Origin of the sequence: Pseudomonas sp. 21LCFQ02 (genome assembly GCF_024129895.2) — a bacterium.
Taxonomy (GTDB): domain Bacteria; phylum Pseudomonadota; class Gammaproteobacteria; order Pseudomonadales; family Pseudomonadaceae; genus Aquipseudomonas.
Genome location: NZ_CM178749.1, coordinates 615,609 through 638,842, shown reverse-complemented (window position 1 = coordinate 638,842; position 23,234 = coordinate 615,609). Strand labels below are relative to the sequence as shown.

Genomic DNA, 23,234 nt, shown 5'->3' with positions numbered 1-23,234 from the left:
GAACGGGATGGGCAGATGATTGACTATTTGCAGGCCAGATAAAACCGGCTAAAACGGTAGGCTCTTTCAATATTTTTTTGAAAATAAGGCTCGCTATGCTGCGCTTTGATGATCTGCAATTGTTCGTTCGTGCCGCAGAGCTGGGCAGCCTGTCGGCGGCGGCGCGGGTCATGGACATGTCAGCGGCGGTTGCCAGTGCGGCACTCAAACGCATTGAGCAGCAATTGGGAGCACGCCTGCTGGCCCGTTCGACGCGCAGCCTGCGGCTGACGGCTGAAGGTGAAGGTTTTCTGCAATATGCCCGCGCGGCACTGGCCAGCCTGGAGGAGGGGCAGCGCCTGCTGAGCGGGCGTGAAGATCAGTGCAGCGGAGTACTGCAGTTGTCAGCGCCGTCGGATTTCGGCCGCAACCTGCTGCTGCCTTGGCTGGATGATTTCCAGCGCCAGCACCCGAACCTGAGCGTGCGCCTGTTGCTGGGGGACCGTATTGCCGACCTGTTTCGTCAGCCGGTGGATGTGGCCCTGCGTTATGGCGAACCTGAGGATTCAAGCCTGGTGGCGCTGCCGGTGGCGGTCGATAACCGCCGGGTGCTCTGTGCCTCGCCGGCTTATCTGGTGCGCCATGGTGAACCGCAGCAGGTCGAGCAACTGGCGCAGCATAACTGCCTGTTGTACATGCTCGGTGAGCGGGTTCATGACCATTGGCGTTTTCATGATGGTAAACGCCAGATCAGCCTGACGGTGCGTGGCGACCGCTTCAGCGATGACGCCGATGTGGTGCGCCGTTGGGCCGTTGCCGGCGCCGGCGTGGCGTACAAGTCCTGGCTGGACGTGGCCGGCGATGTGCAGGCCGGTCGCCTCAAGGTGCTGATGCCGGAACTGCTCGGTGAGCCGACGCCGCTGAATTTGCTCTGCACCCACCGGGCACAACTCAACCGGCCCGTGCATCTGTTACTGGAGATGCTGCGTCAGCGCTGTGCCGAGCTTGGAGAAAAAACCTACAGATAATTCGGAAAGTGACAGGCGTTAATAATGCTATCTGCCGTGGAGTGCCAATATGGGGCGAGTGCTCCTGAGGGCTGGCAGGCACCTCGTCGATGATGGCCGTTTTCCCGTGTCGGGGCTTCGCAGGCCATGCCTATAATCCCGGCCGGGGAGGGATCGCGTTGTACTTCATGCCATGGAGGGTCGTGTGGCAGCGCGATGGAAAATGTATCGACAGGGAGTTAACACACATGGAACACGTACCTAGCATCAGTCAGATGGCGGCCTTGCTGGCCGATCCCAAACGCAGTGCCATGCTCTGGGCGCTGCTCGACGGCGCCGCCCGGCCAGCCGATGAGCTGGCCTTGCAGGCCGGGCTGTCCACCGCATCGGCGGGTGCACACCTGGCCAGGCTGGCGGCGGGCGGGATGCTCAAGCAGGAAACCCGCGGGCGTAAGCGTTTTTTTCGGCTGGCAGCGCCGCAGATCGGTGTGGCCGTGCAGGCCCTGGCCAGTGCTTCACTGATTAGCGCCGAACAGGTCAGCCGCAGCCAGGCGCTACCTGTGCCGGTGCCGCCAGTGCGTCGGGCACGGCTGTGTTGCGATCATCTGGGCGGTGAGCTGGCGGCCGAGTTGTACCAGCGGTTGTTGGGTGATGGCTGGATCGAGCAGCAAGAGCAGCGTGTCGAGGTCACCAGCAAAGGCATGGCCAAGTTTGCCGAACGCGGCATCTACATTCCGGCCCTGGCTCAGCGTGAACGCGAAACCGTCTGTGCCTGCCCCGACCGCCACGAGCACAGCCCGCATCTGGGCGGCGCGCTGGGCGCTGGGCTGCTGCAGTTGTTTATCCAGATGGGCTGGTTACGCGCCACCGAAGAGTCCAACACCTTGCAGGTGTCGTCCAACGGTCAGCGCGAAATCAGCAGGATCGCCTCTGCCGCCTGACCAGCGTCAGGCTTTGACCAGTCGGGCGTCGAGGCTGTTCTGGGCCAGGCGCCGGGCCTGGTCCTCAGTCATGCCCAGATGGGTGTACAGGGCGTGGAAGTTTTCCGTCACGTAACCACCGAAGTAGGCCGGGTCGTCCGAGTTGACCGTAACTTTCACGCCGCGCTCGAGCATGTCGAGGATATTGTGCTGGCTCATGTCGTCGAACACACACAGCTTGGTGTTGGACAGCGGGCAGACGGTCAGCGGGATCTGCTCGTCGATAATGCGCTGCATCAGCCGCTCGTCTTCAATGGCCCGGACGCCGTGGTCGATGCGCTGGATCTTCAGCAGGTCGAGGGCTTCCCAGATGTACTCGGGCGGACCTTCCTCGCCGGCGTGGGCGACGGTCAGGAAGCCTTCACCCCGGGCGCGATCGAAGACCCGCTGGAATTTGCTCGGTGGGTGACCCATTTCCGAACTGTCCAGGCCCACCGCGACGAAGGCATCGCGGTACGGCAGGGCCTGGTCGAGGGTTTTCTGTGCTTCGTCTTCGCTAAGATGGCGCAGGAAGCTGAGGATCAGGCCACTGTCGACGCCCAATTGCTGGCGGCCATCCTGGAGCGCCTGGGTAATGCCGTTGAGCACCACTTCAAACGCAATGCCCCGATCAGTGTGGGTCTGCGGGTCGAAGAACGGCTCGGTGTGGATAACATTCTGCGCCTTGCAGCGTTGCAGGTAGGCCCAGGTCAGGTCGTAGAAATCCTGCTCGGTGCGCAGCACATCCGCACCTTGATAATAGAGGTCGAGAAACTCTTGCAGGTTGTTGAAGGCATAAGCCTTGCGCAGGGTGTCTACATCATTCCACGGCAGGACGATGCGGTTGCGTTCGGCCAGGGCGAAGAGCAGTTCTGGCTCCAGAGAGCCCTCCAGGTGCAGGTGCAATTCTGCTTTGGGCAGGGCGTTCAGCCAGTCGTACATGGTGTGTTCTCATCAGGTGCAATGGCCCGGCATTTTACAACCGGTAAGACGGCGGCGGGGCAGAAAGCTGGCTTTGAGGACGGTTATGTCGATATCTTGAAACCTTTTGACACATCCACGGCTCTGAGACGGCAATCAACTGGTATTACTCGAAGGGACACGCACATGGGCTCTGTACTCAAGCAGGAAAAGTTTCTGCTGCTGGCGATCATCGCGACGCTTGGCGCTTACTCGCTTGAGCACTGGCTGTTGGGTAATGGCAAGACCGTGGCGCTGGTGGCCGGTCTGGCGCTGGTGGGGTTTATCGTCTGCGCGTCGCTGCGGGTGGCGCATCATGCCGAAGTCCTGGCCGAGAAGGTCGGTGATCCTTACGGCACCATGATTCTGACCTTGTCAGCGGTGCTGGTGGAGGTAGTTATCTTGGCGATCATGATGAGCAATGAACCCTCGCCAACTCTGGTGCGCGACACGATTTACGCGGCGGTGATGCTCGATATCAACGGCATTCTCGGTCTTGCGGCCCTGATGGGCGGGCTCAAGCACGGCGAGCAGGCCTACAACGACAGTTCGGCGCGTACCTACAGTGTGATGATTCTGACGGCCATGGGCGTGTCGATGGTCGTGCCGGAGTTCATCCCGCAGGGTGACTGGAAGCTTTATTCAATGTTCACCATCGGCGCGATGGTGGTGCTCTACGCGTTGTTTCTGCGCATGCAGGTCGGCCCGCACAGTTACTTTTTCAGCTACAACTACCCGGAAAAGAAGCACCGCCAGGACGCCGCCCAGCACGCAGGCGGCGCCAGTAAGCTGAGCATGTCTATCGCCATTCTGGTGCTGGGCGTTGTTGTGATTGGCGCATTGGCCGAGGTCATGGCCCAGACCCTGGATCTGGGGCTGGAGGGCAGCGGCGCACCGCCGGTGATGACCGCAATCCTGGTCGCGGCAATCTCGGCCTCTCCGGAAATTCTCACCGCTTTGCGTGCGGCGCTGGCCAACCGGATGCAGGCGGTGGTCAACATTGCGCTGGGCGCGTCGTTATCCACAGTGATTCTCACCGTACCGGTCATGGAAGCGATGGCGCTGTACAACGACCAGCCGTTTCAGATGGCCATGACACCGGTGCAGACAGTCATGGTATTCATCACTTTGCTGGTCTGTGCGATCAATCTCAATGACGGGCAGACCAACGCCATCGAGGGCATGACGCACTTCGTGCTGTTTGCCACGTTCATCATGCTTTCATGCCTTGGATTGTGAGGAGAATGCCTGTGGATAACACAGGCACTTGCTCGGCGGGTCACCAGGCGATGGTTTCGCCCTTGTAGTTGATAAAGTGGTGACCGCCCTTGCCGGCATAGTCGGTCAGTTGCTTGACCAGGCCAGTGGTGCTGGTCAGCACGTCGATCTCGGCGTTTTCGCCACCCATGTCGGTCTTGACCCAGCCCGGATGCAGTGACAGCACAGTCGGGCGAGGCTCTGGCAGTTTGCCAACGAAGGTATTGGTCATGGAGTTGAGCGCGGCCTTGCTGGCTTTGTACAGGCCCAGCGTGTCGCCGTCCGGGCAGGCAACGCTGCCCAGCACTGAACTCATGAAGGCCACTACGCCGGTATCGGGGCGAATCTGTTCGATCAGGTATTCGGCCAGGCGGATCGGCGCCACCGCATTGGTCATGAACAGTTGGCCCAGCTCTGCGGCAGTGGACTGCGCAGCGCTCTGGTGCGCGGCGCCGAGCACGCCGGCATTGACGAACAGCACATCGAACACTTCGCCCTTGAGCTTTTGCAGCAAGACCTCTACCGAAGCGTTTTCATCAATGTCCAGTGTCTCGATGCGGACATCGGGGTTGGCTCTGAGTGCGTCGGCCTTGAACGGATCGCGTACGGTGGCGGTGACTTTCCAGTTCTGTTCTGTCAGGCGCTGTACAAGACCCAGGCCCAGGCCGCGAGATGCGCCAATGATCAGCGCCGTTTTTTCAGCGGGCATGGAAAACTCCTTGTTGTGGATAGCGATGGCATCAGGTCTCGCAGCCTACTCCAGGCTCTGGCCTGTGGATACCTTGTTTCAGATCCTCTGATTGGCCGAGAGTGCATTCAAATTCTGGTCAAAAAACGAGCGATTGTTCGCGGCCCCGGCGCGACATGCCATAGCGTCAGGCGTGCACCTGTTATCCACAGGCTGCTCCACAGTTAATGTGCGAAACCTGCTGAGGTGGGGATAACTGCTTGGGCTGATAGCTTTGAAAAACGCTTAAGTGCTTGTTTGTCTGCCATTTTTAGTAAATACCAGGGGTTTGAACAAAAAACGACCAATACTCTGCAGGTCTTGTCCGGTAAGGCTCTTGGGGTAATGTGCTCAGCTTATCCACAATCAGGCCCACAGCAGATGTGGGCAAGTATGTCGCTCAGTCTGCGTTCGATGAGTGCAGTAAAATCCGCCCGCGGCTCAGATCGGCCAGTTGTCGGCGCAGGGTTTCCAGTTGCTCCGGGCTGACGGCAATGTCCAGCTGTACCCCGTTGGCGGTAAAGCTTTCTTCTTCTATAAGGGCATCGGCCTCGCTGAGGCGTAACTTGACCAGGGCCAGCTCACTGAAACTGCACGCCAGGCTGAACGCTTCGCGGTTGATCAGCAGCACTCGTTCAGCCTGCTGCAGGCATTTATTCGCGCCGCCGCCATAAGCGCGGGCGAGGCCGCCGGTGCCCAACTGGATACCGCCGTACCAGCGAATCACCAGAACGACCACTTGATCAAAGTCTTGCGCTTCAATGGCGGCGAGAATGGGTCGGCCTGCCGTGCCACCCGGTTCGCCGTCATCATTGCTGCGGTACTGGCTACCCAGTTTCCAGGCCCAGCAGTTGTGGGTGGCGTTCAGGTCGCTGTGCTGCTCAATGAAGGCCTGCGCTTGGGCGGGGCTTGAGACGGGGCCGGCGAAGGTGATGAAGCGGCTTTTACGGATTTCTTCGCGGAACTCGCAAAAGCCGGCAAGGGTAGAGGGCATGCGCTGCATCCGTCTGATTGCGGGATGCGCATTTTACAAGGCCGGCGGCACTAACCCACAACCTTTGAGGATGATGCGGATCAGATTCTCGGTGGCCAGGTCCATGTCCTGGCGGCTCAGCCGGCTGCGCCCGGTAACACGACAGATCTGGCTGGCGAAGTCAGCGTAATGCTGGGTGCTGCCCCACAGCAGGAAAATCAGGTTAACCGGGTCGACGGGGTCCATCTTGCCGGCATCGATCCAGGCCTGGAACACGGCAACCCGTCCCTGGAACCAGAGGCAGTAGTCCTTATTGAAATGCTCACTCAGGCATTCGCCGCCACTGATGATCTCCATGGCGAAGATGCGCGACGCCTGTGGATAGCGCCTGGAGAACTCCATTTTGGTCCGTATATAAGAAGCGAGTGCCTCGGCGGGGTCATCCTCGGCGCTCAGGTGACTGAAGGTTTCGTCCCATTGCCCGATGATGTTGCTCAGGACCGCGATGTACAGGCCCAGCTTGTTGCTGAAGTAGTAATGCAGATTCGCCTTGGGCAAACCAGCATTCAGCGCGATGGTGTTCATACTGGTGCCCTTGAAACCATGCCGGGCAAATTCGTCTTCGGCCGCTCTGAGGATGAGCTGCTGGTTTCGCTGCCGGATACGACTGGCAGGCTTGCTTGGCGATGAGCTGTGCGCAGGGACTTCAAGAGGCATGTGGCAATTCCGCAGGGCTGTCGTTCAAGGGTGCAGAGATAACGTACCTGTAAGGTTCCTACAAGCTTAATTGGTAATTTTGTCTGACAATCTTACGGTGTGGTGTCGTCTTCTCGTGCCCCGTGGCATAGACTCCTTATCTCTCTCTCTATATATAAGGTGCGGATGACGGGAGGCTATCGGCAGCCGTTTTACGGGCTTGGCTGGTTAATTTCGAGATATTTGAAATTAACGGTTGACGGGGTTTCAGATGTCCTTATAATGCGCACCACTTCCAACGCGGAATGAACGAGAAACTCCTTGGTAATCAACGAGTTAGCTGTTCAGAAAGGGTTGAGGGTTGTGCGAGCCTCCTGGCTCCGGCGGTGAAAAAAGGCAGTTGACAGCAACTTAGGATGCTGTAAGATTCGCGTCCCGCTGACGAGTTAGTCGAAAGATGCTCGGCACGCTGTTCGGTTCTAGCGTTTCGAAGTTTTGAATGAGTTTGAAACTTCTGAAAATAAATGCTTGACAGAACAAGAGGTTAGCGTAGAATGCGCGCCTCGGTTGAAGCGAAAGGCTCAACCAACCGCTCTTTAACAATTGAATCAAGCAATTCGTGTGGGTGCTTGCGCTGTCAGACTGAGAGTCAACAGATTATCAGCAACGTAAGTGGCCATGCGAGAAATCACATAGTCATTTGAGATTGCTGAGCCAAGTTTAGGGTTTTCTCAAAACCCAAGCAGTATTGAACTGAAGAGTTTGATCATGGCTCAGATTGAACGCTGGCGGCAGGCCTAACACATGCAAGTCGAGCGGTAGAGAGAAGCTTGCTTCTCTTGAGAGCGGCGGACGGGTGAGTAATGCCTAGGAATCTGCCTGATAGTGGGGGATAACGTCCGGAAACGGACGCTAATACCGCATACGTCCTACGGGAGAAAGTGGGGGCTCTTCGGACCTCACGCTATCAGATGAGCCTAGGTCGGATTAGCTAGTTGGTGGGGTAAAGGCTCACCAAGGCGACGATCCGTAACTGGTCTGAGAGGATGATCAGTCACACTGGAACTGAGACACGGTCCAGACTCCTACGGGAGGCAGCAGTGGGGAATATTGGACAATGGGCGAAAGCCTGATCCAGCCATGCCGCGTGTGTGAAGAAGGTCTTCGGATTGTAAAGCACTTTAAGTTGGGAGGAAGGGTCGTTACCTAATACGTGACGATTTTGACGTTACCGACAGAATAAGCACCGGCTAACTCTGTGCCAGCAGCCGCGGTAATACAGAGGGTGCAAGCGTTAATCGGAATTACTGGGCGTAAAGCGCGCGTAGGTGGTTTGTTAAGTTGGATGTGAAATCCCCGGGCTCAACCTGGGAACTGCATCCAAAACTGGCAAGCTAGAGTAGGGCAGAGGGTGGTGGAATTTCCTGTGTAGCGGTGAAATGCGTAGATATAGGAAGGAACACCAGTGGCGAAGGCGACCACCTGGGCTCATACTGACACTGAGGTGCGAAAGCGTGGGGAGCAAACAGGATTAGATACCCTGGTAGTCCACGCCGTAAACGATGTCAACTAGCCGTTGGAATCCTTGAGATTTTAGTGGCGCAGCTAACGCATTAAGTTGACCGCCTGGGGAGTACGGCCGCAAGGTTAAAACTCAAATGAATTGACGGGGGCCCGCACAAGCGGTGGAGCATGTGGTTTAATTCGAAGCAACGCGAAGAACCTTACCAGGCCTTGACATCCAATGAACTTTCCAGAGATGGATTGGTGCCTTCGGGAACATTGAGACAGGTGCTGCATGGCTGTCGTCAGCTCGTGTCGTGAGATGTTGGGTTAAGTCCCGTAACGAGCGCAACCCTTGTCCTTAGTTACCAGCACGTTATGGTGGGCACTCTAAGGAGACTGCCGGTGACAAACCGGAGGAAGGTGGGGATGACGTCAAGTCATCATGGCCCTTACGGCCTGGGCTACACACGTGCTACAATGGTCGGTACAGAGGGTTGCCAAGCCGCGAGGTGGAGCTAATCTCACAAAACCGATCGTAGTCCGGATCGCAGTCTGCAACTCGACTGCGTGAAGTCGGAATCGCTAGTAATCGCGAATCAGAATGTCGCGGTGAATACGTTCCCGGGCCTTGTACACACCGCCCGTCACACCATGGGAGTGGGTTGCACCAGAAGTAGCTAGTCTAACCTTCGGGAGGACGGTTACCACGGTGTGATTCATGACTGGGGTGAAGTCGTAACAAGGTAGCCGTAGGGGAACCTGCGGCTGGATCACCTCCTTAATCGACGACCCAGCTGCGTCGTAAGTTCCCACACGAATTGCTTGATTCATTGAAGAAGATGCCTCTGCATCAAAGTTTAGAAATGAGCATTCCATGGCTGCCATGGTGAATGCTGATTTCTGACCTTTGTCAGATCGTTCTTTAAAAATTCGGATATGTGAAACATTTTAGACTGTGCACCACTTTCACTGGTGGGGTGCAGGCTAAGGCAAAGAAAGTTTGTTGAATCAAGCTTTCGGCGAATGTCGTCTTCACAGTATAACCAGATAGCTTGGGGTTATATGGTCAAGTGAAGAAGCGCATACGGTGGATGCCTTGGCAGTCAGAGGCGATGAAAGACGTGGTAGCCTGCGATAAGCTTCGGGGAGTCGGCAAACAGACTTTGATCCGGAGATCTCTGAATGGGGGAACCCACTCAGCACAAGCTGAGTATCTTGCACTGAATACATAGGTGCAAGAGGCGAACCAGGGGAACTGAAACATCTAAGTACCCTGAGGAATAGAAATCAACCGAGATTCCCTTAGTAGTGGCGAGCGAACGGGGACCAGCCCTTAAGTGGCTTGGAGATTAGCGGAACGCTCTGGAAAGTGCGGCCATAGTGGGTGATAGCCCTGTACGCGAAAATCTCCTTGTCATGAAATCGAGTAGGACGGGGCACGAGAAACCTTGTCTGAATATGGGGGGACCATCCTCCAAGGCTAAATACTACTGACTGACCGATAGTGAACCAGTACCGTGAGGGAAAGGCGAAAAGAACCGCGGAGAGCGGAGTGAAATAGAACCTGAAACCGTATGCGTACAAGCAGTGGGAGCCTACTTGTTAGGTGACTGCGTACCTTTTGTATAATGGGTCAGCGACTTATATTCAGTGGCAAGCTTAACCGTATAGGGGAGGCGTAGCGAAAGCGAGTCTTAATAGGGCGTTTAGTCGCTGGGTATAGACCCGAAACCGGGCGATCTATCCATGGGCAGGTTGAAGGTTAGGTAACACTGACTGGAGGACCGAACCGACTACCGTTGAAAAGTTAGCGGATGACCTGTGGATCGGAGTGAAAGGCTAATCAAGCTCGGAGATAGCTGGTTCTCCTCGAAAGCTATTTAGGTAGCGCCTCATGTATCACTGTAGGGGGTAGAGCACTGTTTCGGCTAGGGGGTCATCCCGACTTACCAAACCGATGCAAACTCCGAATACCTACAAGTGCCGAGCATGGGAGACACACGGCGGGTGCTAACGTCCGTCGTGAAAAGGGAAACAACCCAGACCGTCAGCTAAGGTCCCAAAGTCATGGTTAAGTGGGAAACGATGTGGGAAGGCTTAGACAGCTAGGAGGTTGGCTTAGAAGCAGCCACCCTTTAAAGAAAGCGTAATAGCTCACTAGTCGAGTCGGCCTGCGCGGAAGATGTAACGGGGCTCAAACCATGCACCGAAGCTACGGGTATCACCTTTTGGTGATGCGGTAGAGGAGCGTTCTGTAAGCCTGTGAAGGTGAGTTGAGAAGCTTGCTGGAGGTATCAGAAGTGCGAATGCTGACATGAGTAACGACAATGGGAGTGAAAAACTCCCACGCCGAAAGACCAAGGTTTCCTGCGCAACGTTAATCGACGCAGGGTTAGTCGGTCCCTAAGGCGAGGCTGAAAAGCGTAGTCGATGGAAAACAGGTTAATATTCCTGTACTTCCGGTTATTGCGATGGAGGGACGGAGAAGGCTAGGCCAGCCTGGCGTTGGTTGTCCAGGTTTAAGGTGGTAGGCTGGGATCTTAGGCAAATCCGGGATCCCAAGGCCGAGAGCTGATGACGAGTGTTCTTTAGAACATGAAGTGGTTGATGCCATGCTTCCAGGAAAAGCTCCTAAGCTTCAGATAATCGGGAACCGTACCCCAAACCGACACAGGTGGTTAGGTAGAGAATACCAAGGCGCTTGAGAGAACTCGGGTGAAGGAACTAGGCAAAATGGCACCGTAACTTCGGGAGAAGGTGCGCCGGTGAGGGTGAAGGACTTGCTCCGTAAGCCCATGCCGGTCGAAGATACCAGGCCGCTGCGACTGTTTATTAAAAACACAGCACTCTGCAAACACGAAAGTGGACGTATAGGGTGTGACGCCTGCCCGGTGCCGGAAGGTTAATTGATGGGGTTAGCGCAAGCGAAGCTCTTGATCGAAGCCCCGGTAAACGGCGGCCGTAACTATAACGGTCCTAAGGTAGCGAAATTCCTTGTCGGGTAAGTTCCGACCTGCACGAATGGCGTAACGATGGCGGCGCTGTCTCCACCCGAGACTCAGTGAAATTGAAATCGCTGTGAAGATGCAGTGTATCCGCGGCTAGACGGAAAGACCCCGTGAACCTTTACTATAGCTTTGCACTGGACTTTGAATTTGCTTGTGTAGGATAGGTGGGAGGCTATGAAGCGTGGACGCCAGTCTGCGTGGAGCCATCCTTGAAATACCACCCTGGCAACTTTGAGGTTCTAACTCAGGTCCGTTATCCGGATCGAGGACAGTGTATGGTGGGTAGTTTGACTGGGGCGGTCTCCTCCCAAAGAGTAACGGAGGAGTACGAAGGTGCGCTCAGACCGGTCGGAAATCGGTCGTAGAGTATAAAGGCAAAAGCGCGCTTGACTGCGAGACCCACACGTCGAGCAGGTACGAAAGTAGGTCTTAGTGATCCGGTGGTTCTGTATGGAAGGGCCATCGCTCAACGGATAAAAGGTACTCCGGGGATAACAGGCTGATACCGCCCAAGAGTTCATATCGACGGCGGTGTTTGGCACCTCGATGTCGGCTCATCACATCCTGGGGCTGAAGCCGGTCCCAAGGGTATGGCTGTTCGCCATTTAAAGTGGTACGCGAGCTGGGTTTAGAACGTCGTGAGACAGTTCGGTCCCTATCTGCCGTGGACGTTTGAGATTTGAGAGGGGCTGCTCCTAGTACGAGAGGACCGGAGTGGACGAACCTCTGGTGTTCCGGTTGTCACGCCAGTGGCATTGCCGGGTAGCTATGTTCGGAAAAGATAACCGCTGAAAGCATCTAAGCGGGAAACTTGCCTCAAGATGAGATCTCACTGGGATCTTGAATCCCCTAAAGGGCCGTCGAAGACTACGACGTTGATAGGTGGGGTGTGTAAGCGCTGTGAGGCGTTGAGCTAACCCATACTAATTGCCCGTGAGGCTTGACCATATAACACCCAAGCCATCTGCACAGCAATGGCGGTGTGTGAAGACGATACAGCCGAAAGCTGACCAGCAAACGCCGAAAAATGTTCACATAACCGAATTTGCCAGCGTGTGAAAACGCACTGGCTACCGAATTTCTTGACGACCATAGAGTGTTGGAACCACCTGATCCCATCCCGAACTCAGTAGTGAAACGATACATCGCCGATGGTAGTGTGGGGCTTCCCCATGTGAGAGTAGGTCATCGTCAAGATTCAAACACAGAACCCCTGATCGCTCTGCGATCGGGGGTTTTGCTTTGCGCGTAATAAAACTCTGTGGGAGCGAGCTTGCTCGCGAAGCTGTTGCAACTGGACGCTGCCCTGCTTAGCCCTTATGGTGCGCTTGGCTATTTTTCCAACAGGTCAGGGATGCACGCATGCCACACACTACCTCACTGAACGCCGGTTTCATGGTGGTTCATGGCAATCGACTGGACGAGTTGCGCAGCCTGGTGGTGTCCTGGATGCGGCGTTACCCTCTGGCGCCGCTGGAGAATGAAATTGCCTTGGTACAGAGCAACGGGATCGCGCAATGGCTCAAGCTTGCCCTGGCCGAAGATACCGAGGATGACGACCTCGGCGGTTGCGGCATTGCCGCCGCTATCGATGTGCAACTGCCGGGCAGTTTCATGTGGCAGCTTTACCGCGCCGTACTGGGCCGTGATGAGATCCCGCAGACCTCTCTGTTGGACAAGGCGCCCCTGACCTGGCGGCTGATGCGGTTGCTACCGGAGTTGATCAACCAGCCACACTTCGAGCCGCTGCAACGGTTCTTGACCGCAGACACAGACCTGCGCAAGCGTTATCAATTGTCCGAGCGTCTCGCTGACCTCTTTGACCAGTATCAGGTGTATCGCGCCGACTGGCTGGAAGACTGGGCTGCCGGTCGCCATCAGTTACGTTCGGTGCGCGGCGAAATCAAGCCATTGAACCCGGCCAATATCTGGCAGGCCGAACTGTGGCGCGCCCTGCTGCACGATGTCGGTGTTGCCGGTATGGCCCAGAGCCGTGCCGGAGTGCATCAGCGTTTCATCGAGCGGGTTCAGACCATGACCGATGCGGTGCCGGGGTTACCGCCACGGGTCATCGTTTTCGGTATTTCATCGTTGCCGGCCCAGGCGCTGGAGGCTCTGGCCGGTCTGGCCAGGTTCAGTCAGGTGCTGCTGTGTGTGCATAACCCGTGTCGGCACCACTGGGCCGATATCGTCGCTGACAAAGACCTGCTGCGTCACCAATACAAGCGCCAGGCACGTAAACCCGGTACGCCTCAGGTGCTTGATCCACAGACTTTGCATCAGCACGCGCACCCGTTGCTCGCGGCCTGGGGCAAGCAAGGCCGTGACTACATCAACCTGCTGGACAGCCACGACAACCCGCACAACTATCGTTTCTGCTTCAAGGACGAGCGCATCGATCTGTTCAGCGAGGGCGAGCCACACCACATGCTCAGCCAGTTGCAGGACGATATTCTGGAACTGCGCCCGCTGGACGAAACCCGTGAGCTATGGCCCGCAGTCGATACCCTGCAAGACCGCTCGATCCGCTTTCATGTGGCCCACAGTGCCCAGCGTGAGGTGGAGATTCTCCATGATCAGTTGCTCGCCCGGTTCAGCAAAGATCCGCAGTTACGCCCCCGCGATGTGATCGTCATGGTCCCGGACATCGACAGCTATGCGCCACACATCCGCGCAGTGTTCGGCCAGCTTGAGCGCGACGACAAACGCTTCATCCCCTTCACCCTGGCAGACCAGGGTCAGCGTGGTCGCGAGCCGCTGCTGATCGCGGTGGAGCATTTGCTCAAGCTGCCCGACAGCCGTTTTCCGGTCAGTGAAATCCTTGACCTGCTGGATGTCCCGGCGCTGCGTGCCCGCTTTGGGATCAAGGAGCGTGACCTGCCGACCCTGCATCGCTGGATCGAAGGCGCCGGTGTGCGCTGGGGGCTGGATGCCAGTCAGCGCGAAGGTCTCGGATTGCCCGAGGCGCTGGAGCAGAATAGCTGGCAATTTGGCTTACAGCGCATGCTCTTGGGGTATGCAGTAGGCTCCGGCGCCGCGTTTCAGGACATCGAACCTTACGATGAAATCGGCGGCCTGGACGCCGCGCTGATCGGCCCGCTGGTGGCCTTGATTGATGCGCTGGATGTGGCGCATGCCGAGCTTTCCACGCAGGCCACTGCGCAGGACTGGGGTGTGCGTCTGCAGAACCTCATTCAGGTGTTTTTCCAGGCGCAGAGCGAACACGATGACTACCTGCTGGTGCAGTTGGAGAACCTCCGTGAGGACTGGCTACAGACCTGTGAGTCAGTCGGTTTGCTCGATCCATTGCCGCTGACGGTGGTACGCGAAGCCTGGCTGGCCGGTCTCGATCAAGGGCGTCTGTCGCAGCGTTTCCTCGCCGGCTCGGTCAACTTCTGCACACTGATGCCGATGCGTGCCATTCCGTTCAAGGTGGTCTGCCTGCTGGGCATGAACGACGGTGACTATCCGCGCGCGCAGCCGCCGCTGGACTTCGACCTGATGGGCAGTGATTACCGCCCCGGTGACCGCTCACGTCGCGAGGATGATCGTTATCTGTTGCTTGAAGCCGTGTTGTCGGCCCGTGACCAGCTGTATATCAGTTGGGTCGGCCACAGCATCCGGGACAACAGCGAGCGGCCCTCTTCGGTGCTGATCGGCCAACTGCGTGATCACCTGGCCAGTGGTTGGCGACTCGCGCAGGACGAGTCTGACCTGACGAGCGGTGAAGCTCTGCTCAACGCGCTGACCCTGGCCCATCCGCTACAGCCGTTCAGTGCCCGGTATTTTCATGAAGGTTATGGCTACTTCAGTTTTGCCCGTGAGTGGCAGGCGCTGCACAGCGGCGACGCAGCGCCTCTGGAGCAGACCCAATTGTCTGCCCATGATCCACAAGAGCCGCTGACGCTGGCGCTGTTGCAGGATTTCTTGCGTAATCCGGTCAAGCATTTCTATACCCAGCGGTTGAAAATTTTCTTCGATCAGGCCCAGGCACCACTGGCTGATGAAGAGCCGTTCGTGCTTGATGCGCTGCAACGCTATGGGCTCAGTGAAAGCCTGCTGGCTGCGGCGCTGCTCGACCTGGATAACAGCGACCAGGCCATGCAGTCCCAGGCGCAACGCTTGCAGGGCAGCGGTCTGTTGCCGATGGCCGGGTTCGGCACCTCAATGCAGGCCGAACTGATCGCGCCGTTACCGGATGTACTGCAACGTTATCAATCATTGCTTAGCCGCTGGCCTGAGCCGGTCCATAGCGCTTTGCCGGTCAGCTTCGAGTACCGCCAGGTGCGTCTTGAAGGCTGGCTGGGCGGCTTGCATCGCAATGCTCAAGGTCAGTTGCTGGCGGTCACCGTGGTGCCCAATGCCATCGGCTCGCAAAAGACCCGCAAATGGCATCGTCTGATCCGTCCATGGGTCAATCATCTGGCGGCTTCGGCTTGTGACCTGAGCCTCACCACCGCCTTGGTGGCCAGCGATGAAACCCTGCTGTTGCCGCCTCTGGAGGTAGACGCCGCCCGTGAGTGCCTGGGTTATCTGTTGAGCGGCTGGCTCAACGGTATGCAGCATCCGTTACCGGTCGCCGCCAAGACGGCGTTTGCCTGGCTGGCTCAGGCCGGCGACGATCTCAAGGCTGAAGCTGCGGCGCGTAAAGCTTATGAAGGCGATGGTCAGAACACTAACGGCGAACGCGCCGAAAGCACGGCACTGTTGCGCCAATACCCGGATTTTGCCGCTCTGCAAGACAGCGAGCTCTTTTCCGGCTGGTGTGAGTCGCTGTACAAACCCTTGTTCGATGCGCCCTGGCAGGGCGAGGAGGCCGGTCAATGAATAGCTCCCTGACCTCGCGCCCCCTGGCGCTGCGCTTTCCGCTGCGTGGCAGCCAACTGATCGAAGCCAGCGCCGGCACCGGCAAGACGTTCACCATTTCGGCGCTCTACCTGCGCCTGGTACTGGGCCATGGTGACGAGTTGACCGGCTTTGGCCGTGAGTTGTTGCCGCCGCAGATTCTGGTGGTGACCTTCACCGACGCCGCGACCAAGGAACTGCGTGACCGGATTCGTACCCGTTTGGCTGAAGCGGCACGTTTTTTCCGCGACGAGATCCCGGCCCCCGATGCCTTGATCGCCGAACTGCGCAGCGACTTCGAGCCTGAGCAATGGCCCGGCTGCGCGAGCCGGCTGGATATCGCCGCGCAATGGATGGACGAAGCGGCTGTTTCGACCATTCACAGCTGGTGCCAGCGCATGCTGCGTGAGCACGCCTTCGACAGCGGCAGCCTGTTTACCCAGAGTCTGGAAACCGACCACAGTGAATTGCTCGGCGAAGTGCTGCGCGATTATTGGCGACGTTTTTGTTACCCCATGGATGGCGTTGCACTGGACTGGGTGCGGGACCACTGGGGCGGGCCGAATGCGCTGTTATCACGGGTGCGCGGCCTGTTCGGTCGTGATTACCCGGTGGTGGAACAAGAGCCTGCGCAGTTGATCGCTGAGGCACTGGAGCGGCGCCGTGCCGCGCTGCGGGCACTCAAGGCACCCTGGGCAGCCTGGGCACAGGAACTGGATACGATCTTCACCCAGGCGGTGGCGGCCAAGCAGGTCAATGGCCGACAGATTCAAGAGCGTTACTTCAAGCCCTGGTTCGACAAACTCACTACTTGGGCGCAGGACGAGGATCAGGTCGACCTTGATCTGGGTACCGGCTTTACCCGTCTGACGCCTGACGGCGTTGCTGAATCCTGGAAGAGTAACCCGCCGACGCACCCGGCACTTGATGCCATGCTGACTCTCAAGCGTCAGTTGGACGACCTGCCGACCCCCGATGCGCAGTTATTGCAGCATGCCGCTCGCTGGGTCAGCCTGCGTTTTGAAAGCGAAAAACGCCGCCGTGCCGAAATGGGCTTCGACGACATGTTATTGCGCCTCGATGCTGCGTTGAGTGCCGGTGGCGGCGACCGCCTGGCGACCCTGATCCGTGAGCAGTTCCCAGTGGCCCTGATCGATGAATTCCAGGACACCGACCCGGTGCAGTACCGGATCTTTGACAGTATCTATCGTCTGGAGCAAAACGACGAAAGCACCGGTCTGTTCCTGATCGGCGACCCCAAGCAGGCGATCTACGCCTTTCGCGGTGCTGATATCTACACCTACCTGCGCGCCCGTAAAGCCACTGCGGGCCGTTGGCATACACTGGACACCAATTTTCGCTCCAGTGTCGCCATGGTCGAGGCGGCCAACCAGGTGTTCATGCGCGCCGAGCAGCGAGACAGCGGGCGCGGTGCGTTCCTGTTTCGCCACGGCAATGACAACCCGGTGCCCTTTGCCCCGGCGCTGGCTCAGGGGCGCAAAGAGCGTCTGGAGCTTGCCGGCCAGCCGCTCACGGCACTGACCATCTGGCAACTCTGTGACGATCAGCCCGTCTCCGGTGCAACCTATCGACAGCAACTGGCGGCGACCTGTGCCAGTGAGATCGTCCGCTTGCTCAATGCCGGTCAGCGCGGGGAAGCCGGTTTTGTCCGCCCCGGCGAGGCGCTGCGCGCGCTGTTGCCAGCAGACATTGCGATCCTGGTACGCGATGGCAAAGAGGCCCAGGCGGTGCGCGGCGAGCTGGCCGCCCGTGGGGTGCGCAGCGTGTACCTGTCGGATAAAGACTCGGTGTTCGCCGCCCAAGAGGCCCATGATGTGCTTGCCTGGCTCAAGGCCTGTGCCGAACCGGATGCCGAACGGACCCTGCGTGGCGCGCTGGCGAGCATCACCCTCGGCCTGCCACTGACCGAACTGGAACGGCTGAATCAGGACGAACTGGCCTGGGAGCGGCGGGTGATGCAGTTTCGTGGCTATCGCAACGTCTGGCGCTATCAGGGCGTACTGCCGATGCTGCGTCGCCTGCTGCATGACTTCCAGTTGCCGCAGACCCTGATCGCCCGCAGTGATGGCGAGCGGGTGCTGACCAACCTGTTGCATTTGTCCGAGTTGCTGCAACAGGCCGCCGCTGAACTGGATGGCGAGCAGGCGCTGATTCGCCATCTGGGCGAGCAGTTGATGCTCAGCGGCCAGGCCGGTGAAGAGCAGATCCTGCGTTTGGAAAGCGACGAGCAACTGGTCAAGGTGGTGACCATCCACAAATCCAAGGGCTTGCAGTACCCGTTGGTATTTCTGCCGTTCATCTGCTCCAGCAAACCGGTGGATGGCAGTCGCCTGCCGCTACAGTTTCACGATGATGACGGCTTGGCGCGGATCAGCCTGCAACCGACCGCAGAGCTGATCGAGCGCGCCGACGACGAACGCCTGGCTGAAGACCTGCGCTTGCTTTATGTGGCGCTGACCCGCTCTGAGCACGCGTGCTGGCTGGGCGTCGCCGACCTCAAGCGCGGCGCCGGGAAAAACTCGCAACTGCATCGCTCGGCGCTGGGCTACCTGCTCGGTGGTGGTGCTGCACTGAGCGACAGCGCGCAACTGGGGGAATGGCTCAATGCGCTGGTCAAGGACAGCCCGGCCATGTTGCTGGAGCCACTCCCTGAGCCTTGCGCAGAGCGCTTTAGCGCGCCACGTAATCAGGCCGCGCTGCTCAAGCCGCTGACGCCTCGGCGCAAGGCGGCTGAAAACTGGTGGATTGCTTCCTACAGTGCGCTGCGCATTGGTGATGGCATGCTCACTGGCAGCGACAGCGCGCCGGACACGGCGCTGGCCCAGAAGCTGTTCGACGACGACCGTCCTGACCCGCAAGCGGCCCGTGAAGCAGTACCGGGTGCTACCGACATTCATCGCTTCCCGCGCGGGCCGAATCCAGGCACCTTTCTCCATGGCCTGCTGGAATGGGCCGGTAAAGAGGGCTTTGCACTGACGGCCAGTGATCCCGAAGGCGTACGCGACACCGTGGCGCGGCGTTGTAGCCGGCGCGGCTGGGACAGCTGGATCAAACCGCTCAGCGACTGGCTGCTGGACCTGTTACAGATGCCATTGCCGTTGCCGGGCAATGCCTCGTTGAGCGGCCTTGAGCAACCCAATCAGTACCGGATCGAGATGGAGTTCTGGTTCGCCAGTCGTCAGGTCGATGTGCTGCGGCTGGATGAGCTGGTACGCCGCCATACCCACCGCAACCTGCCTCGTGCGCCGCTGCAGCCTGCCGCGCTCAATGGCATGTTCAAAGGCTTTATCGACCTGACCTTTGAGCATGAAGGGCGCTACTACGTGGCCGACTACAAATCCAACTGGCTGGGTGCCGATGACGACGCCTACACACCGGCGGCCATGGAGACGGCGATGCTTGAACACCGTTACGACTTGCAATACGTGCTGTACCTGCTGGCGCTGCATCGTCAGCTCAAGGCGCGCCTGGCCGACTACGACTATGACCTGCACATGGGCGGTGCTCTGTATCTGTTCTTGCGCGGTAACCGGGCGCCGGGGCAGGGCGTGTATTTCACCCGCCCACCCCGCGAGTTGATCGAAAGCCTCGACTTGCTGTTTCAGGGCCTGTTACCCATCCAGGCTGAGTCAGGAGAGCCCGCATGAGCCGTACCCTTGCCCAGTTACTGCCTACCCCGCTGCAGGCTGACAGCCTGACTGGCCTGGCGCCGCTGGCGCGGGTCGATCATCTGCTGATGCTGCTTGACCGCTGGAGCGAGCGTGGCTGGCTGCGCTCGCTGGACCGGGCATTCGTGGCGTTTCTGGCCAGCCTTGATCCGCACGCCGACCCGCGGGTACTGCTGGCGGCAGCCTTGACCAGTCACCAGTTAGGTCATGGTCATGTGTGCCTGGACCTGTTCGAGACCCTCAAGGCGCCTGACTTCGCCCTGTCGCTGCCGCCGGAAGGTGACGTGCAGAGCGGCCCGATGCTGCTGCCGTCACAACTGCTGGCCGGCCTGGACGGCGCCGCCTGGTGTCAGGTTCTGGAACACAGCGCACTGGTCGCTCTGGCACCAGGTGAAGACCGGCAGCGGCCGCTGGTGCTGGCCGGGCGGCGTCTGTACCTGCGCCGCTATTGGAACTACGAACGGCGTATCGATGCGGTGTTGCACCAGCGGCTGGCTGAGCAGGAGGCGACGCCGGCCGACCTGCGCACGCGCCTGGATGCGCTGTTTGGTCAGGCCGGCGAGCAGATCGACTGGCAGAAACTGGCCTGCGCGTTGGCAACCCGCAAGGCGTTCAGCATCATCACCGGCGGCCCAGGCACCGGCAAGACCACCACGGTGGTACGCCTGCTGGCGCTGCTTCAGGCGCCGGCAGTGGCCAGTGGTCAGCCGCTGCGCATCCGGCTCGCCGCGCCGACCGGCAAGGCCGCGGCGCGGCTCACCGAGTCGATCAGCCAGCAAGTGCAACAGCTCAAGGTCGATGAGGCAGTGCGTGAGAAGATCCCCAGTGAGGTCACCACCGTCCACCGCCTGCTGGGCAGCCGCCCCGGCACCCGGCATTTTCGTCACCATGCCGGTAATCCGCTACCGCTGGATGTACTGGTGGTGGACGAAGCGTCGATGATCGACCTGGAAATGATGGCCAACCTGCTCGATGCCTTGCCGCCACACGCACGAATGGTGCTGCTCGGTGACAAGGACCAATTGGCTTCGGTAGAAGCGGGTGCGGTATTGGGCGATTTGTGTCGCGACGCCGAAATTGGCCTGTACAGTCCGCATACCCGCGCCTGGCTGGAGTCGGTAAGCGGTGAAAGCCTGGCCAGCAGTGGCCTGCAGGAAGGCGATGGGCAGCAGCATCCGTTAGCCCAGCAGGTGGTGATGCTGCGGCACTCACGACGCTTCGGCCAGGGCAGCGGCATTGGCCAACTGGCTCGGCTGGTCAATCGGCAGGAACATGCCAGGGCGCGCGAGCTGCTGGCAGCCAACAGCCATTCCGACCTGCATGTGCGCTTGTTGAAGAACGAGCAGGATCGCAGTTTTGAGCGCCTGGCACTGGAAGGGCTCGGCGAAGGCGCTGACAGCCCGCAAGGTTACCGGCATTACCTGAACGTGCTGGCAATCGAGAGACCGACAGAGGGCGCCGATCTGCTCGATGAGTGCTGGACAGTATGGGCACGCTCGGTGTTGCAGGCGTTCGATGAATTCCAGTTGCTTTGCGCGGTACGCAAAGGCCCGTGGGGTGTCGAAGGGCTCAATCAGCGTATTACCCAAGCCTTGTTCAGTGCCGGCCTGATCGACGACGAGCTGTGGTATGAAGGCCGCCCGGTGCTGATGACCCGCAACGATTATGGCCTGGGCTTGATGAACGGCGATATCGGCATCACCTTGCGGGTACCGGAGCGCGAAGGTGAGACGCGTCAGGTATTGCGGGTGGCTTTCCCGCGCAACGACGGCAGCGGCGGTGTGCGGTTTGTGTTGCCTAGCCGGCTCAACGATGTCGAGACGGTGTATGCCATGACCGTGCACAAGTCCCAGGGCTCGGAATTCGCCCACACTGCACTGATCCTGCCCGATGCCTTGAACCCGGTGCTGACCAAAGAACTGATCTACACCGGCATCACCCGTGCGCGTAAATGGTTCAGCCTGATCGAGCCACGCCAGGGTGTTTTTGAGCAGGCCCTGCAACGCAAGGTCAAGCGTTTGAGCGGCTTGATGCTGGAGCTGTAACCCCGCCAAACCAGGGTGCATGCGCTGTGCGCCCTGGCCTCTTCTTGCCGGCCTGCTGATTACCGGGGCGTTCAGTTCGGGCCTTTGCGGCCGCTCGCTGGCCTGCGGGCACTAATATCGCTCAAGCGGCCAAAATGTAGCAGATGCGTTTTGCCTTGAACGCAACGTTTGCTTCTGAAATGCATAATTGTGGGAAACCTGGCAGGTCCCTACCATCGATTTTCAAGGATGACGCCCCCTTCCTCCCGCCACGTCACCGACTACCTGCTGGAGCTTCGAATAATGACAACTGCGCAGATGACGACCCAACCGCTGGCCGGCCGCATGCCCCGTAGCAAGCTGTACAAGTTGGTCATCGCCTCCTCCATCGGCAACGCCCTGGAGTGGTTTGACCTGATCGTTTATGGCTTCTTTGCCATGACCATTTCCAAGCTGTTCTTCCCTGCCGCCGATGAAACCGTGTCATTGCTGCTGGCCTTGGGCACCTTTGCCGTGTCTTACCTGATTCGCCCACTGGGCGCGATCGTGCTGGGCTCCTACGCCGACCGGGTCGGACGCAAAGCTGCGATGCTGGTGTCCATCTGGCTGATGATGCTCGGCACCTTGCTGATCGCGATCATGCCCACTTATGCCACCATCGGTATCCTGGCCCCCATCGGTATTTTTACCGCGCGGTTGATCCAGGGGTTTTCTGCCGGTGGCGAATTCGGCAGTGCCACGGCGCTGCTGGTCGAGCATGCGCCAGAGCGCAAAGGGCTGATCTCCAGCTTCATGTTTGCCAGCCAGGGCATCAGCGGCCTGCTGGCATCGGGCTTCGGTCTGCTGCTCAGCTCGACCTTGACCGTCGACCAACTGGAGTCCTGGGGCTGGCGTATTCCGTTTCTGTTCGGCCTGCTGATCGGCCCGGTGGGGCTGTACATCCGGCGGCATATTGAAGAAGCCGGCGAGTTCAAGCAGAGCGAAGCCGAGCACGCACCGGCCGGTACGCTGTTCAGGCAGCACAAGTACCGCATGCTGCTCGCCATTGGCGCGTTGGTGCTGTCGACCTCGGTCAGCTACGTGATCATCTACATGCCCACTTATGCGGTAAAGCAACTGGGCCTGACCGCCTCGATCGGTTTTGCCGGTACGCTGCTCAGTGGCCTGGTGCTGACCGTGCTGACGCCCTTCATCGGTCACCTTTCCGATGTGTTTGGCCGCACCCGCATCATGTTCTGGGCCGCGCTGGTGTTCATCGCCAGTATCTACCCGGCGTTCTCCTGGCTGGCAGCGCAGCCGACCCTGATGGCGTTGCTGGCGGTGCTGTTCTGGATGAGCGTCCTGAAGGCTGTGTATTTCGGCGGTCTGCCCGCGCTGATGGCTGAGCTGTTCCCGACCCGCGTGCGGGCCACCGGTATGGCGCTGAGTTACAACATCGGCACCACAATCTTCGGCAGCTTCACACCGTTCTTTGTTGCCTGGCTGATTGGCGCCAGCGGCAACAAGCTTGCACCGAGCTTCTACCTGCTGGTCACCGGTCTGCTCAGCCTGATCACCTTGCTGGCCATTACCCGGCAGCTCAAACGCAACTGATCGCCACCTGG

The 23,234-nt window shown here is 58.9% G+C and carries 11 protein-coding genes and 3 rRNA genes; 10 read left to right on the top strand and 4 right to left on the bottom strand.

The window, feature by feature from the left end; genetic code table 11:
- Window positions 1–95 precede the first annotated feature (95 nt).
- Together vimR and NJC40_RS02965 are read left to right on the top strand one after the other, a co-directional pair.
- Entirely contained in the window at window positions 96–1,007 is a 912-nt protein-coding gene (vimR, locus tag NJC40_RS02970; RefSeq protein WP_253141647.1) for a transcription regulator VimR, read from the top strand.
- A gap of 227 nt (window positions 1,008–1,234) precedes the next feature.
- On the top strand, window positions 1,235–1,927 hold the full coding sequence (locus NJC40_RS02965; protein WP_253141649.1) for an ArsR/SmtB family transcription factor: 693 nt from the start codon (window positions 1,235–1,237) through the stop codon (window positions 1,925–1,927).
- Between the two features lie 6 nt (window positions 1,928–1,933).
- Here NJC40_RS02965 and NJC40_RS02960 read toward each other — a convergent pair whose 3' ends face one another.
- Complete coding sequence (locus NJC40_RS02960; RefSeq protein ID WP_045483822.1) at window positions 1,934–2,887, bottom strand: adenosine deaminase; 954 nt, start codon at window positions 2,885–2,887, stop codon at window positions 1,934–1,936.
- A gap of 165 nt (window positions 2,888–3,052) precedes the next feature.
- On the opposite strand from NJC40_RS02960, the gene NJC40_RS02955 reads away from it, so the two are divergent.
- Window positions 3,053–4,144, top strand: a complete 1,092-nt coding sequence (locus NJC40_RS02955) for a calcium:cation antiporter (RefSeq protein ID WP_253141651.1) — start codon at window positions 3,053–3,055, stop codon at window positions 4,142–4,144.
- A 40-nt stretch (window positions 4,145–4,184) separates the two neighbouring features.
- Here NJC40_RS02955 and NJC40_RS02950 read toward each other — a convergent pair whose 3' ends face one another.
- The 3 genes from NJC40_RS02950 to NJC40_RS02940 form a co-directional block, all read right to left on the bottom strand.
- Entirely contained in the window at window positions 4,185–4,871 is a 687-nt protein-coding gene (locus NJC40_RS02950) for an SDR family oxidoreductase (RefSeq protein ID WP_253141653.1), read from the bottom strand.
- A gap of 418 nt (window positions 4,872–5,289) precedes the next feature.
- A complete protein-coding gene (locus NJC40_RS02945; RefSeq protein ID WP_045483814.1) occupies window positions 5,290–5,883 on the bottom strand; it encodes an IMPACT family protein in 594 nt (197 codons plus the stop codon).
- Window positions 5,884–5,916: 33 nt separating this feature from the next.
- On the bottom strand, window positions 5,917–6,579 hold the full coding sequence (locus NJC40_RS02940) for a TetR/AcrR family transcriptional regulator (protein WP_045483811.1): 663 nt from the start codon (window positions 6,577–6,579) through the stop codon (window positions 5,917–5,919).
- Between the two features lie 729 nt (window positions 6,580–7,308).
- Between NJC40_RS02940 and NJC40_RS02935 the strand changes: the two genes are divergently transcribed.
- From NJC40_RS02935 to NJC40_RS02905, 7 genes are all read left to right on the top strand, one after another.
- Window positions 7,309–8,845, top strand: a 16S ribosomal RNA gene (locus tag NJC40_RS02935).
- A 283-nt stretch (window positions 8,846–9,128) separates the two neighbouring features.
- Window positions 9,129–12,020, top strand: a 23S ribosomal RNA gene (locus NJC40_RS02930).
- A 133-nt stretch (window positions 12,021–12,153) separates the two neighbouring features.
- Window positions 12,154–12,269, top strand: a 5S ribosomal RNA gene (gene rrf / locus NJC40_RS02925).
- Together the 16S, 23S and 5S rRNA genes form the textbook arrangement of a ribosomal RNA operon.
- A gap of 165 nt (window positions 12,270–12,434) precedes the next feature.
- Window positions 12,435–15,899, top strand: a complete 3,465-nt coding sequence (gene recC, locus NJC40_RS02920) for an exodeoxyribonuclease V subunit gamma (protein WP_253142881.1) — start codon at window positions 12,435–12,437, stop codon at window positions 15,897–15,899.
- Entirely contained in the window at window positions 15,896–19,585 is a 3,690-nt protein-coding gene (gene recB / locus NJC40_RS02915) for an exodeoxyribonuclease V subunit beta (protein WP_253142882.1), read from the top strand. Before recC ends, recB begins: the two co-directional genes overlap by 4 nt.
- Window positions 19,582–21,651: an exodeoxyribonuclease V subunit alpha gene (gene recD / locus NJC40_RS02910; RefSeq protein WP_045483803.1), complete on the top strand. Its 2,070-nt coding sequence runs from the start codon at window positions 19,582–19,584 to the stop codon at window positions 21,649–21,651. The genes recB and recD overlap by 4 nt, the downstream gene beginning before the upstream one ends.
- 282 nt (window positions 21,652–21,933) lie before the next feature.
- On the top strand, window positions 21,934–23,223 hold the full coding sequence (locus NJC40_RS02905; RefSeq protein WP_045483800.1) for an MFS transporter: 1,290 nt from the start codon (window positions 21,934–21,936) through the stop codon (window positions 23,221–23,223).
- Window positions 23,224–23,234: the final 11 nt, after the last annotated feature.

Excerpts from the sequence above, each read along its gene's own strand:
- vimR (WP_253141647.1), top strand. The coding sequence starts at position 96 with ATGCTGCGCTTTGATGATCTGCAATTGTTCGTTCGTGCCGCAGAGCTG.
- NJC40_RS02965 (WP_253141649.1), top strand. The coding sequence starts at position 1,235 with ATGGAACACGTACCTAGCATCAGTCAGATGGCGGCCTTGCTGGCCGAT.
- NJC40_RS02960 (WP_045483822.1), bottom strand. The coding sequence starts at position 2,887 with ATGTACGACTGGCTGAACGCCCTGCCCAAAGCAGAATTGCACCTGCAC.
- NJC40_RS02955 (WP_253141651.1), top strand. The coding sequence starts at position 3,053 with ATGGGCTCTGTACTCAAGCAGGAAAAGTTTCTGCTGCTGGCGATCATC.
- NJC40_RS02950 (WP_253141653.1), bottom strand. The coding sequence starts at position 4,871 with ATGCCCGCTGAAAAAACGGCGCTGATCATTGGCGCATCTCGCGGCCTG.
- NJC40_RS02945 (WP_045483814.1), bottom strand. The coding sequence starts at position 5,883 with ATGCCCTCTACCCTTGCCGGCTTTTGCGAGTTCCGCGAAGAAATCCGT.
- NJC40_RS02940 (WP_045483811.1), bottom strand. The coding sequence starts at position 6,579 with ATGCCTCTTGAAGTCCCTGCGCACAGCTCATCGCCAAGCAAGCCTGCC.
- recC (WP_253142881.1), top strand. The coding sequence starts at position 12,435 with ATGCCACACACTACCTCACTGAACGCCGGTTTCATGGTGGTTCATGGC.
- recB (WP_253142882.1), top strand. The coding sequence starts at position 15,896 with ATGAATAGCTCCCTGACCTCGCGCCCCCTGGCGCTGCGCTTTCCGCTG.
- recD (WP_045483803.1), top strand. The coding sequence starts at position 19,582 with ATGAGCCGTACCCTTGCCCAGTTACTGCCTACCCCGCTGCAGGCTGAC.
- NJC40_RS02905 (WP_045483800.1), top strand. The coding sequence starts at position 21,934 with ATGACAACTGCGCAGATGACGACCCAACCGCTGGCCGGCCGCATGCCC.